Annotated in this window: 12 protein-coding genes; 4 read left to right on the forward strand and 8 right to left on the reverse strand. The window is 70.3% G+C overall.

The window, feature by feature from the left end:
* Positions 1 to 62: 62 nt before the first annotated feature.
* The gene (locus LUX31_RS11185) at positions 63 to 1,103 is read right to left on the reverse strand and encodes a 3-isopropylmalate dehydrogenase (protein WP_235474627.1); all 1,041 of its coding nucleotides are present in this window, start codon (positions 1,101 to 1,103) and stop codon (positions 63 to 65) included.
* A gap of 143 nt (positions 1,104 to 1,246) precedes the next feature.
* Between LUX31_RS11185 and LUX31_RS11190 the strand changes: the two genes are divergently transcribed.
* On the forward strand, positions 1,247 to 2,803 hold the full coding sequence (locus LUX31_RS11190) for a purple acid phosphatase family protein (protein WP_235474628.1): 1,557 nt from the start codon (positions 1,247 to 1,249) through the stop codon (positions 2,801 to 2,803).
* Between the two features lie 22 nt (positions 2,804 to 2,825).
* On the opposite strand, the gene LUX31_RS37445 is transcribed toward LUX31_RS11190, so the two are convergent.
* Positions 2,826 to 2,957 carry a hypothetical protein gene (locus LUX31_RS37445; RefSeq protein ID WP_006374903.1) on the reverse strand — a complete coding sequence of 44 codons (132 nt, stop codon included), beginning with the start codon at positions 2,955 to 2,957 and terminating at the stop codon, positions 2,826 to 2,828.
* Between the two features lie 244 nt (positions 2,958 to 3,201).
* The gene (locus LUX31_RS11195) at positions 3,202 to 3,744 is read right to left on the reverse strand and encodes a GNAT family N-acetyltransferase (RefSeq protein ID WP_235474629.1); all 543 of its coding nucleotides are present in this window, start codon (positions 3,742 to 3,744) and stop codon (positions 3,202 to 3,204) included.
* Between the two features lie 135 nt (positions 3,745 to 3,879).
* Between LUX31_RS11195 and LUX31_RS11200 the strand changes: the two genes are divergently transcribed.
* Positions 3,880 to 5,802: a glycoside hydrolase family 97 protein gene (locus LUX31_RS11200; RefSeq protein ID WP_235474630.1), complete on the forward strand. Its 1,923-nt coding sequence runs from the start codon at positions 3,880 to 3,882 to the stop codon at positions 5,800 to 5,802.
* Here LUX31_RS11200 and LUX31_RS11205 read toward each other — a convergent pair whose 3' ends face one another.
* Genes LUX31_RS11205 through LUX31_RS11220 form a run of 4 tightly spaced genes read right to left on the reverse strand, consistent with a single transcriptional unit; the run spans position 5,803 to position 9,297 of the window.
* Positions 5,803 to 6,084, reverse strand: a complete 282-nt coding sequence (locus tag LUX31_RS11205) for an alpha/beta fold hydrolase (protein WP_235474631.1) — start codon at positions 6,082 to 6,084, stop codon at positions 5,803 to 5,805. It abuts the gene before it with no gap.
* Entirely contained in the window at positions 6,018 to 6,662 is a 645-nt protein-coding gene (locus LUX31_RS11210; RefSeq protein ID WP_235474632.1) for an alpha/beta fold hydrolase, read from the reverse strand. Before LUX31_RS11210 ends, LUX31_RS11205 begins: the two co-directional genes overlap by 67 nt.
* A gap of 44 nt (positions 6,663 to 6,706) precedes the next feature.
* Positions 6,707 to 8,338 carry an L-glutamate gamma-semialdehyde dehydrogenase gene (gene pruA / locus LUX31_RS11215; protein ID WP_235474633.1) on the reverse strand — a complete coding sequence of 544 codons (1,632 nt, stop codon included), beginning with the start codon at positions 8,336 to 8,338 and terminating at the stop codon, positions 6,707 to 6,709.
* A 32-nt stretch (positions 8,339 to 8,370) separates the two neighbouring features.
* Positions 8,371 to 9,297, reverse strand: coding sequence for a proline dehydrogenase family protein (locus LUX31_RS11220; RefSeq protein ID WP_235474634.1), 927 nt, complete (start codon positions 9,295 to 9,297; stop codon positions 8,371 to 8,373).
* Positions 9,298 to 9,409: 112 nt separating this feature from the next.
* Between LUX31_RS11220 and LUX31_RS11225 the strand changes: the two genes are divergently transcribed.
* The gene (locus LUX31_RS11225; RefSeq protein ID WP_235474635.1) at positions 9,410 to 10,624 is read left to right on the forward strand and encodes a PucR family transcriptional regulator; all 1,215 of its coding nucleotides are present in this window, start codon (positions 9,410 to 9,412) and stop codon (positions 10,622 to 10,624) included.
* A 109-nt stretch (positions 10,625 to 10,733) separates the two neighbouring features.
* Here the strand turns inward: LUX31_RS11225 and LUX31_RS11230 are convergent, their stop codons facing one another.
* Positions 10,734 to 11,324, reverse strand: a complete 591-nt coding sequence (locus tag LUX31_RS11230; protein WP_235474636.1) for a TetR/AcrR family transcriptional regulator — start codon at positions 11,322 to 11,324, stop codon at positions 10,734 to 10,736.
* Positions 11,325 to 11,420: 96 nt separating this feature from the next.
* Here LUX31_RS11230 and LUX31_RS11235 point away from each other — a divergent pair, with 96 nt between their 5' ends.
* Positions 11,421 to 12,926, forward strand: a complete 1,506-nt coding sequence (locus LUX31_RS11235) for an MFS transporter (protein WP_235474637.1) — start codon at positions 11,421 to 11,423, stop codon at positions 12,924 to 12,926.
* Positions 12,927 to 12,958: the final 32 nt, after the last annotated feature.

The raw sequence follows: 12,958 nt of genomic DNA on the forward strand, positions 1-12,958 counted from the left end.
AAAAGCCGCCGGGTGCATATGCGACCCGGCGGCTTCGAAACTTCGAGTGGAGCGCCGCGGGGTCAGCCGGCTACTCGTACGGCGAGCGCGTCGCCGATCTCGTCCGTCGTACGGGTCGTGGTGCCGCGCTCCGCGAGGTCGGCGGTGACGGCGTCCTCGATACGGACGGCCTCCGCCTCGTAGCCGAGGTGGCGGAGCAGAAGGGCGACGGACAGGACGGTGGCGCTGGGGTCGGCCTTGCCCTGACCGGCGATGTCCGGGGCCGAGCCGTGCACGGGCTCGAACATCGAGGGGTACTCGCCGGACGGGTTGATGTTCCCGCTCGCGGCGACGCCGATGCCGCCGGAGACGGCCGCGGCGAGGTCGGTGATGATGTCGCCGAAGAGGTTGTCGGTGACGATCACGTCGAAGCGGGCGGGGTCGGTGACGAGGTAGATCGTCGCCGCGTCCACGTGGATGTAGTCCGTGGTGACCTCGGGGAACTCCTCGGCCACCTTGTTGAAGATGTTCGTCCAGAGGTGGCCCGCGAAGGTCAGCACGTTGTTCTTGTGGACCAGCGTCAGCTTCTTGCGGGGGCGGGCCTGGGCACGCGCGAAGGCGTCACGGACGACTCGCTCGACACCGAAGGCCGTGTTCACGGAGACCTCGGTGGCGACCTCGTGCGGGGTGCCCTTGCGGATGGTGCCGCCGTTGCCGGTGTACGGGCCCTCGGTGCCCTCGCGGACGACCACGAAGTCGATCTCGGGCTGGCCGGCCAGCGGGGTGGCGACACCGGGGAGGAGCTTCGACGGACGCAGGTTGACGTGGTGGTCGAAGGCGAAGCGGAGCTTCAGCAGGAAGCCGCGCTCCAGGACACCGGACGGCACGCTCGGGTCACCGATCGCACCGAGCAGGATGGCGTCGTGCTTCTTGAGCGCGTCCAGGTCGGCCTCGGTGAGGGTCTCACCGGTGGCGTGGTAGCGCCGGGCACCGAAGTCGAACTCCTTGGTCTCCAGCTTCACATCCTGCGGAAGGACGGCGGAGAGGATCTTGAGCCCCTGGGCCACGACCTCCTGGCCGATGCCGTCACCGGGAATCACTGCGAGATTGATGCTGCGAGACATAACGGCACCGTACTCCTGGTCCCATGGGATGACACGCCATGTCCGCGATACGGACACGAGGGCGTGCCGCGGCGACCGCTCTTCGACTGCCGTTCACCCGTATGTGTGGCGGACGTTGGGGATTGCTGGGAAGTTCGCATCCTATGGACACCCCGAACGTCGGCATTCCGCCGCAACTGGCCCGCCGGATGAGCATGGCGGAGCAGTACGAGTATCTGCGGACGCGGTTCACGCGGCGCCGCGCGCTGGTGACGGCGGGCGCGCTGGCCGGCGGCGGGCTGCTCACCGGCTGCTCGTCGAGCACGGGCACGGCGAACCCGGCGACCAGCAAGGTGCCCGGCTCCGCCGTCACGCCCTTCGGCCGCCATCTGGCCTTCGGCGCCGACCCGAAGACGCAGATGCGGATCTCCTGGCAGGTCCCGTTCGCGGTCAGGAAGCCGTACGTGCGAGTCGGACCGACGCCCGGCGACCTGAGCCGCCGCATCGACGCCGAGTTGCGCCCGCTGCACACACCGGGCCTGCCCGGTATCCGCCTCGACCTGGACCAGTACTACGTGCACGCGGCGCTCGACGGGCTGCGCCCCGGGACGACGTACTACTACGGCGTCGGCCACGAGGGCTTCGACCCGGCGTCGAGCGCGCACCGGTCCACCCTGGGCACGTTCCGTACGGCGCCCGCGACCGCGCCCGCGAGCTTCGTGTTCACGGCCTTCGGCGACCAGGGCGTGACGCCCGACGCGCTCGCCAACGACAAGCTGATCCTCGGCCGGAAGCCCGCCTTCCATCTCCACGCGGGGGACATCTGCTACGCGGACGTCACCGGCCACGGCGAGAAGTCGGACACCTACGACCCGACCGCCTGGGACCTGTTCCTGAAGCAGACGGAGACGGTCGCGAAGTCGGTGCCGTGGATGGTGACGACCGGCAACCACGACATGGAGGCCTGGTACTCACCGAACGGCTACGGCGGCCAGTCGGCCCGCTGGTCGCTCCCGGAGAACGGCTTCGACGCCCGGAACACCCCGGGCGCCTACTCGTTCACGTACGGCAATGTCGGCGTCGTGGCGCTGGACGCGAACGACGTGTCGTACGAGATCCCCGCGAACCTGGGGCACACGGACGGCCGCCAGACGGCGTGGCTGGACCGGCGGCTGGCCGAGCTGCGCGCGTCGGGCGGGATCGACTTCGTCGTGGTCTTCTTCCACCACTGCACGTACTCGACGTCCACCCACGCCTCCGACGGCGGGGTACGGGACGCCTGGCTGCCGCTCTTCGACAAGCACCAGGTCGATCTGGTGATCAACGGCCACAACCATGTGTACGAGCGGACGGATGCCCTGAGGGGCGGCCGGGTGGGCAGGAAGGTGCCGGTCGGCGCGTCGACCGATCCGACGCGGGACGGGACCGTGTACGTCACTGCGGGCGGCGCGGGCCGGAGTCTGTACAGCTTCCCGGTCGGGGTGAAGGACAGCTTCGAGGGGAAGGTCGTCGACCGGGAGTCGGTGGAGAGCTACTACTGGACCAAGTCGCAGGAGCGGCACGAGGACACCGTCGAGTGGTCGCGGGTGCGCTACACCGGCTACTCGTTCCTCTCCGTGGAGGCGGAGGCCGGCGCACCGGGCGCGGCTCCCCGGCTCAAGGTGTCCGCGCTGGCGGAGAGCGGGGAGCGGATCGACCACTTCGAGGTGCGGCGGGCGTAACGAGACCGCTCGGAGGCGGTCCTCAGTGGCCTGTCTGGCCGCCGTTGTCCCTGCGGTCGAGGGCGCGCTGGAGCGCCGCTGCGGCGTTCTTGCGGTCGGACTCGCTCGTCGGGGAGACGTGGCGGACTCGGCGGCGGACGGTCGTCTCGGCCATGGGAAATCGACTCCTAGGGAGGGGGGATTCGAGACGCCGGGTCGGACGGGGAGCGTCGGTGCCACAGGGGTTGCCTGCACGGGCTCCGGCTCGCGACCGTCATTCGCTTGGTCCAGCGACACGTTCGGCTTCTACAAAGCTAAGTGAGGACAGGGCATCTGTCTCCACAATTAGTCGGACTTCCTACTATCTGAGACGGCGGATTGGGTCACGCCCACCTGACCTGGCCTTTTGGCTGCACGCCCTACAGCACGTCACCGTCCCGCCAGTCGAAGACCAGACCGTCGGAGGGGTCCAGCGACCCGACTGCGGCAGGGCGTACGAAGACATCGCCCTCCTCGCCCGGAAGGTGGACCACGCCGTCCGGGCCGAGGGCGCTGATCCGGCCCGGCCAGAGCTGCCAGCCCCTGGCGAGATAGAGGGAGGCGCCGTCGGCGCTCGCGGACAGCGCGCCGAAGTCGTAGCCGCCGTCGACGATCCGCTCCAGCGCCCCCAGCACCAGCCCGCCGAGGCCTCGACGGCGGGCGTCGGCGCGGACCCCGACCGCCTCCACATAGCCGACGCGCAGCCAGTGGCCCCGGTGCAACGCGCGGCGCATGACGACCGAGCCATGGGCGAGAAGGCGGCCCGTCTCGTCGTGGACGAGGGCGTGGATGCCGCCGAGCGCGTGTTCCCAGTCCTCGTCGGCGAAGCCTCCGTCGAAGGCCGCGTCCATGAGGTCACGAGCGGCGGCGAGTTCGGCGGGGGTGAGGTCGGCCGTGTGGGCGGTGCGCAGGGTGGGGGCCATGGGTCCAGTATCCCGAGCCGTCGCAGGATGTTCACCGACACTTCCAGACCTGATTGATCCGACCTCCAGCCCACAGATAGCGCTGCGCGACACCTTGACAGCCCCAATTCCACCCAGCAGCCTCACAGTCATCGGATGACTGAACGGCTGAAGGGGTACTTCATGTCGATCGCGCTGACTCTCTGCTCCGCATTACTCGCCACCGCGGTGACGGCTCTCCCGGCAGGCGCGCATACCGGCGACTCGGCGGCGGCCTGGGAGGTGAAGGCCCCGCCCGGCTCCTCCCCCACGGCCGTCGTCGCGCTGGACCCGGCCGACGGCCACCCGACCCTCACCGTGAGACGCGCCGGCGAACAGGTCCTCGCCCCCTCGCCGCTGGGCCTGGTCACCGAACAGGCCGACTTCTCCAAGGGGTTGGAGTACGCGGGCCGCACGACCCGGACGGTCACCGAGCGCTATACGTCCACAACGGGCAAGTCCCGCGAGCGGGTTGCCCGGATGACCGAGGCCCGCTTCCGCTTCCGTACGGCCGAGGGCGCCCGGCTCGACCTGCTGGTGCGGGTGGCCCGGGACGGCGTCGCCTATCGCTACGTCCTGCCGCGCAGCACCGGGAACGTCCTGCGCGAGGCCTCCGCCTTCACGCTCCCCACGGACAGCCAGGCGGTCGTCAACGCCTACCGTGCCGACAACGAACTCCCCTTCAAACGCTACGAGTCGGCGGCGACGGCACCGGCGGGCCCGTACTCGATGCAGGCTCTGTTCAACACACCCGGCGGCTACGCGCTGATCGCGGAGTCGGACCTCAACGGCTCCTACGCGGGCGCCCACTTGACGCACGAGGCGAACTCACCGACGTACAAGGTTAGCCTCTGGAACGACGAACCCGTCGCTGTCGAGGGCTCGTTGAAGACGCCCTGGCGCACGATCGTCACCGGTGACCTGACCACCGTGACGGAGTCGACCCTCGTCGACGATCTCGCGCCGCCGTCCAAGGTCCGGGACACGTCCTGGATCAAGCCGGGCCCGGCCCTGTGGACCTGGCTCGCGGGCGGCAAGGAGGCCGGGCAGAGCCTGGCGGCGCAGAAGGAATACGTCGATTACGCGGCCGAGCGGAAGTGGCCGTACGAGGTCGTCGACGCGGGCTGGTACTACAAGCCCGGCGAGTGGGACGTCATCGACCCCGACTGGCAGACGAACAGCTGGATGCCGGAGCTGGTGCGGTACGCGGCGGCGAAGGGCGTCGGCGTCCAGGTCTGGCTGCACTACACGCTCCTCACCGACCCGGTGGAGCGCGAGAAGTGGCTTGGCACGCTGGCGAGTTGGGGCGTCAAGGGCGTGAAGATCGACTTCATGGACTCGGAGTCGCAGGAACGGATGCGCTGGTACGACGAGGCCCTGGAGTCGACGGCCCGTCACCACCTCCTCGTCAACTTCCACGGCTCCACGATCCCCAAGGGCATGCAGCGCACCTGGCCGCAGGTCATGACGATGGAGGGCGTGGGCGGCGAGGAGAAGCGCAACAACACGGCCGAGCAGCTGGCCGCACTCCCCTTCACCCGCAATGTGATCGGCTCGATGGACTTCACCCCGGGTGCCTTCCACCGTCCGTTCCGCCCCAACGTGGCTTCCGACGCGGGTGAGTTGGGGCTGACGGTGCTGTACGAGTCGGGCATCCAGAACCTCGCCGGCACTCCGGAGTCGTACGAGGCGCGTCCCGAGGCCCGCAGTTACCTGGAGCAGTTGCCGGCGCGCTGGGAGGAGACACGGCTGCTGACCGGTGACCCGGGCCGGGCCGCCGTACTCGCCCGACGGGCGGCGGACGGACGGTGGTTCATCGGCGGTACGTTCGCGGGCGCGGCGCACACGGCGGACGTACCGCTGCGGCTCGGCGCCGGGCGCTGGCTGGTGGAGACGGTGACGGACGGTTCGGCGGGCCTGGTGCGCGGGACGCAGGTCGCGAAGGGCGGCGCGACCATCGCCGTACCGGTGATCGCGGACGGCGGCTTCGCCGCGCTGGCCTGCCGGTGGCACCCGGGCCGTACGACCTGCGAGAACTGATCACAGTATTGATGCGACCGCCTGCCGGAAGCCGGTCGGATCCTCGACCCAGGGGAGATGACCGGCCTCCGGCAGGACCGCCCTGCGTACGCGTGGCAGGGCCCGCTCCAGGGAGTCCACCGCCGTTCGGGGGCGGATGTCCGCCGGCCCGTCGACGATGACCACGGGGACGTCGAGCGCCCGGCAGCGGTCGTACAGGTCGGGAGTGCCCCAGATCAGCTTCCGCTCGGCGTTGAAGGCCTGGTTGCAGGCGAAGTTGACGCCGAACCAGGGTTCGGCCATGCGCCGCGCATCTCCAACGCCCGCTCCCGGTCCGGGAATTCGGCCGACCACCGCAGTACGGCGACCTCCCGCGCCTCCGCGTCCGACAGCTGCGACCGACGGTCCGTCAACTCGCCCCAGCGGGCGAGGAGTTCGGGCGACTCGGCAAGCCGGGCGCGGAAGTTGCGATGGTGGGCGTCGTGCCAGTCGGCGTCCGGGCCGATTCCCGTACCGCTCACATAGACGAGGGCCCGGACCCGCTCGGGATGGGTCAGCGCGTAGGTGAGGGCGAGCTGCGCGCCCCAGGAGTGCCCGAGCAGGGTCATCCGTTCCAGGCCGAAGTGGGCCCGTACGGCGTCGAGATCGGCGACTGCCTGCTCGCTCGTCCAGGGCCCGTCGGACGGGTCCGAGCGGCCACAGCCGCGTTGGTCCCAGCGGATCACCGAGGCCAGGTCGCCGAGGAGTTCGGTGACGTCCTCGAACATGTCCCACAGGCCGGGCCCGCCGTGGCACAGCACCAGCGGCTCCGCGCCGCGCCCCGAACGACGGGCCCACAGCCCGGTCCCGTCACTGGTCAGCACACTCTCCGTCCAGGTCATGGGCCGAAGTCTGCCCGGCCCACGACCTGTTGTGCGAGGGCGATTCAACCCATGTGCGGGTACGTGTAGTCGGTCGGGGCGACCAGGGTCTCCTTGATGGCGCGGGTCAGGGTCCAGCGCATCAGGTTCTGGGGGGCGCCCGCCTTGTCGTTGGTGCCGGACGCGCGTCCGCCGCCGAACGGCTGCTGGCCGACGACCGCGCCGGTCGACTTGTCGTTGATGTAGAAGTTGCCGGCCGCGTAGCGCAGCTTCTCCATCGTGTACGCGGCTGCCGCGCGGTCACCGGAGATGACCGAGCCGGTCAGGGCGTAGTCGGACACGGACTCCATCTGGGTCAGCATCTCGTCGTACGCCCCGTCCTCATAGACGTGCACGGCCAGGAACGGGCCGAAGTACTCCGTCGTGAAGACCTCGTTGGCCGGGTCCGTGCACTCCACGACCGTCGGGCGGACGAAGTAGCCGACCGAGTCGTCGTACGAGCCGCCCGCCACGATCGTGCACGTCGGGTCGGCCTTCGCGCGGTCGATGGCGGCCTTGTTCTTGGCGAAGGCCCGCTCATCGATGACGGCGCCGATGAAGTTGGACAGGTCGGTGACGTCACCCATGGTCAAGTAGTCGACCTCGGCGGCGAATTCCTCACGGAAACCGTCGTTCCAGATGGACGCGGGGATGTAGGCGCGGGAGGTCGCGCTGCACTTCTGGCCCTGGTACTCGAAGGCGCCTCGGGTGAGGGCCGTCTTCAACACCGCCCTGTCCGCGCTCGGGTGGGCGACCACGAAGTCCTTGCCGCCGGTCTCGCCGACGAGCCGCGGGTACGAGCGGTACTTCTCGATGTTCGAGCCGATCGTCTTCCACAGGTACTGGAAGGTCTTGGTCGAACCGGTGAAGTGGATGCCGGCCAGGTCCCGGTGCTCCAGGGCCACCTTGGAGACCTCGATGCCGTCACCGGTGACCAGGTTGATGACGCCCTTGGGAAGACCTGCCTCCTCCAGCAGCTGCATGAGGAGGACAGCGGCATGGGTCTGCGTCGGGGACGGCTTCCACACGACCACGTTGCCCATCAGCGCGGGCGCGGTCGGCAGATTGCCCGCGATCGCCGTGAAGTTGAAGGGCGTGATCGCGTAGACGAAGCCTTCGAGGGGGCGGTGGTCGAGGCGGTTCCAGACGCCCGGGGAGTTGGCGGGCGGCTGCTCGGCGAGCAGGTCGCGGGCGTACTTGACGTTGAAGCGCCAGAAGTCGATCAGCTCGCAGGCGGAGTCGATCTCGGCCTGCTGGGCGGTCTTCGACTGGCCGAGCATGGTGGACGCGGCGAGGGTCTCGCGCCAGGGTCCTGCCAGGAGTTCGGCGGCGCGCAGGATGATCGCGGCGCGGTCGTCGAACGCCATCGCGCGCCAGGCGGGGGCCGCTGCGAGGGCCGCGTCGATCGCGTCCTGGGCGTCCTGCTGGGTGGCGTTGGCGTAGGTGCCGAGGCGGGCCTTGTGGTTGTGCGGCTGCACGACGTCGACCCGCTCGCCGCCGCCCATGCGCCGCTCGCCGCCGATGGTCATCGGCAGGTCGACGGGGTTCTCGGCCAGCTCCTTCAGCTTGGCTTCGAGCCGCGCGCGCTCGGGCGATCCGGGGGCGTAGCCGTGCACCGGCTCGTTGACGGGGGTGGGGACCTGGGTGACGGCGTCCATGGTGTCCGTAACTCCTTTGCGAGCGGGGGGTTTCAGCCCTTGGTGAGGATCGAGCGGCCGAAGAACAGCAGGTTGGCGGGGCGTTCAGCGAGCCGCCGCATGAAGTACCCGTACCAGTCCGTCCCGTACGCCGTGTAGACGCGCATCCGGTGCCCCTCTGCGGCGAGGCGCAGATGCTCGTCGCTCCTGATCCCGTACAGCATCTGGAACTCGTACTCGTCGGGCTTGCGGCTCGCGCGGCGGGCGAGTTCCTGGGCGATGGAGATGAGGCGGGGGTCGTGGGACCCGATCATCGGGTACCCGGTGCCCTCCATCAGGATGCGGAGGATCCGGACGTACGCCTTGTCGGTCTCGGACTTCTGCTGGTAGGCGACCTCGGCGGGCTCCTTGTACGCGCCCTTCACGAGCCGTACGCGGCTGCCGTTGTCGGCGAGGCGGCGGGCGTCGGCCTCGGTGCGGTACAGGTAGGCCTGGATGACGCAGCCGGTCTGCGGGAAGTCCTTACGGAGTTCGTCGTGGATGGCGAACATCGAGTCCAGGGTGGTGTGGTCCTCCGCGTCCAGGGTGACCGTCGTACCGATCGCGGCTGCCGCCTCGACGACGGGCCGGATGTTGGCGAGGGCCAGGTCGTGGCCGCCCTCCAGTGCCTGGCCGAAGAGCGACAGCTTGACGGACATCTCGGCGCGGGTGCCGAGGTCCAGTTCGCCGAGCCGTTCGACCAGCTCCAGGTAGGCGTCCCGGGCGGCGGCGGCCTGCTCGGGGGTGGTGATGTCCTCGCCGACCACGTCCAGGGTGACTTCCAGGCCCCGGCCGGTGAGGTCCTGGACGATCGGGACGACGTCGTCGACCGTCTCGCCGGGGATGAAGCGGTCGACGACCGGCCTGGTCACCGGGGCGGCCGAGATCACTCGGCGCATCCGGTCGCTGCGCGAGGCGGCGAGAATCACGGGACCCAGCACGGGGCACCTCCACAAAAGGCCGGTAAACGGAGAACCACCGTGAAATCTAAGGATCCCTCCGATCGTCAGCCATCGACAGCTGTCACGCATCCGTGCCACGGATCTCAGACAGATGTATGAAGGTGAGCATCGGGCAGGGGAGAATGGGCGGGTGACTGCCGATGCCGCCTCCTCCCACCACGCCGGTGACTACCAGGACCTCGTCGACGAGATCTCGGAGCTGCTCGGGGCGCCCGCGACCCTGGAGAACCGGGGTTTCGAGCTGATCGCGTTCGGCGCGTACGACAGTGAGGGCGAGCTGGACGAGTCGGCGCTGGATCCTGTACGCACGCGCTCGATCCTCACCCGGCGCTCGACGACGGTGGTCCGGGAGTGGTTCGAGGGCTTCGGGATCACCCGGGCGACGGGGCCGGTGCGCATCCCGCCCACCCCCGAGGCGGGGGTCTACCGGGGACGGATCTGTCTCCCGGTACGCCATCGGGGTGTCGTCCTCGGCTATGTCTGGCTGCTGGACGACGACCCGGGCCCGTCCGACGCCCAGCTGGCCACGGCCATGGCGGTGACGGCGCGGATCGGCGCGCTGCTGGCGGACGAGGCGCAGCACGGCACGGATCTGACCCGTGAGCTGCGGGCCGTCCTCACGGCGGAGCGCGACTGGCAGCGGGACACGGCGATCGCGGAACTCCGTACGGCGCTCGGGCCGCGGGCCGACGCTCCCCACACGCTGATCTGTGTGGCCCCCTGGCCGTCGTCCGACGCGCCCTCCGTGCGTACGGTGCAGGGTGCGACGGCCCTGTGCACGATGCCGTGGGGGACCTCGGCCCAGTCCCTGGCGGTGCTGCTCCGGCTGCGCGCACCGGACACGCTGACGCCGGCGACGACAGCGGCGGGGCGGTTGCTGGAGCGGGCGGGTGAGCGGGGCGGGGCCGGCATCGCGGCGGCGCGGGTCGGTCTGGCGGAGCTGGGGGCGGCCTGGCGGGAGGCGTCGGCGGCGGCGCGGGCGGTGGGCGCGGAACCGGGGCTCGGCCCGGTCGCGGAGTGGCGGACGATCGGCCCGTACCGCCTGCTGACGGCACTCCCCCCGGACGCGACCCACGACCCGGCGGTCACCCCGCTGCTCTCCCCCGCCCATCGCGAACTGGCCCGCACGGCCGAGACGTATCTCGACTGCGCGGGCCAGGCGACACGTACGGCGGCGGCGCTGGGCATCCACCGCCAGACCCTGTACTACCGCCTGTCCCGGGTGGAGCGGTTGACGGGCCTGGATCTGGACGAGGGCGAGGACAGGCTGTTGCTGCACATGGCGCTGAAGGGGGCGCGGCTGTGACCGCAGGCTGTTCGGCCGGCCCCGCCTGTCGGAGTTCCGTCGGTCCGGACAGCCGCCGGGCGAAATCCGTCGCCCGGCCGACGGGTTCCGGCCAGCCCGCCACCCCGGATCAGCCCGCCGCCTCCGCCGACGCCCCGATCACCCGCCGCAGTCCTTCGGTGAGCTGATCCGCGGTCGGCGCCGTGGCCGGATCGAAGACCCACTGGGTGATCAGCCCGGTCATCAGGGTGTTGTAGAACTTGCCGACGGAGTCGACGTCCTCTTCCGGGACGTCCTCCTCGCGGCCACCGAGGAACAGCGGGATGATCCCGCGCGCCGCCTCACGCTGGGCCAGCGCCAAGTGGTCGCGGACCGCGGGCAGTTGATCCCCCATGGCCACGATCTCCACACTGAGTCGCCACAGCGAACCGGGCCTCTGCATCGTGCCGATGATGTTCGACCAGACATCCTGGAACCGGTCGAGCGAGCCGGGCTCACTGCCCTCGGCCGGCCCCACGGCAGGCGCGAAGTCGTCGGAGAGCTCCTCCACCAGGGAGACGTACGCCTCCGCGAGGAGCTTGTCCTTCGAGCCGTAGTGGTAGCCGATGGACGCCAGGTTGGTCCCCGACTCCTTGACGATGTCGCGCGCGGTCGTGCGCACGAACCCCTTCTCCAGCAGGCAGCGCCTGGCGCCTTCGAGCAGATCCTCACGGTGTCCCATGCGGCCACCCTACCCGCGATCCATACAACCGTCCTAGACAACCGATTTACACACCCGTCCTAGACGAACGTTTAAAACACCCGTACATTGCTCGCCATGACGAACCCGACCTGCATGACGACCTCCCCCGGCCCCCGGGCCGGCCGCCGCGAATGGACCGCGCTCGGCGTGCTGATGCTGCCGCTGCTGCTGGTCTCGATGGACGTCTCCGTCCTCTACTTCGCGGTCCCCGCGATCAGCGCGGACCTGGCCCCGACCGGCACCCAGCAACTCTGGATCTTCGACATCTACGCCTTCGTCCTGGCCGGCCTGCTGATGACGATGGGCTCCCTGGGCGACCGCGTCGGCCGCCGCAGGCTCCTCCTCATCGGCGCCGCCGCCTTCGGCGCGGGCTCCCTGCTCGCCGCGTACGCGAACAGTGCCGAGACCCTGATCGGGGCCCGCGCGGTCCTCGGCATCGGCGGCGCGACCCTGATGCCGTCGACGATGGCCCTGATCCGCACGATGTTCCGCGACCCCGGCCAGCGCGCCAAGGCGATCGGCATGTGGTCCGGTGTGATGACCGGCGGCGTCGCCCTCGGCTCGGTGATGAGCGGACTGCTCGTCGAGTACTTCTGGTGGGGCTCGGTCTTCCTGGTCAACCTGCCCGCGATGGCCCTGCTCCTGATCCTGGGCCCGGCCCTGCTCCCCGAGTCGAAGACCACGAACCCCGGCCGCTTCGACCTCCTCAGCGTCCCCCTGTCGATGGCGGCGGTCCTCCCCGTGATCTACGGCCTCAAGGAGATCGCGGCGGAGGGCTGGCACACGCGGTACGTCATGTCGGTCACCGTCGGCCTGTTCTTCGCGTACCTCTTCGTCCAGCGCCAGCGCACGGCCGCCTCACCGCTCATCTCCCCCGCGCTGTTCCGGGGGCGGGGCTTCGGCCCGGCCGTCTCCCTGAACCTGATCTCGGCGTTCGGGATGATGGGCTCGGCGTACTTCACCACGCAGTACCTCCAGTCGGTGCTGGGCAAGAGCTCCCTGGAGGCCGCGCTGTGGGGCCTGTTGCCGACGGTCCTGGTCGGTGTCGCGGCCCCCGTCGCCGCGGCCCTGGTCCAGCGGGGCGTACCGCGCGCCCATGTCGTCGCCGGCGGCTTCGTGACGGCGGCCTGCGGATACGGGCTGCTGGCCCTGGTGGGCACCGACTCCCTGTGGCTGGTCCTGGCCGGCGCGGGCGTCCTCGCGGCCGGCATCGTCACCGTGATGTCCCAGCTGATGGACCTGGGCCTGAGCACCGCCCCGGTCGACAAGGCGGGCACCGCGGCCTCCCTGCTGGAGACGGGCGCGGAGTTCGGCGGCGCGCTGGGCATGGCCGTACTGGGCTCGATCGGTACGGCGGTCTACCGCCACGGCATCCCGTCCTCGGCGCCCGCCCCGGCCCAGGAGACCCTGGGCGGCGCGCTGGCGGTGGCCCAGCAGCTTCCGGCGCGCACGGGAGACGCGCTGGTCATGGCGGCGAGGGAGGCGTACGTCCACGGGATGCAGGCGGCTGCGGTCGCGGGGGTGGTGGTGTTGCTGGGGGCGGCGGTGCTGGCGTTGAAGGTGAAAACGCCGGACGAGTGAGGGGCCTCGGCTCGTCGCGCTTTTTCTCGCCC

The sequence above is a fragment of the Streptomyces sp. GQFP genome (assembly GCF_021545335.1).
Taxonomy (GTDB): domain Bacteria; phylum Actinomycetota; class Actinomycetes; order Streptomycetales; family Streptomycetaceae; genus Streptomyces.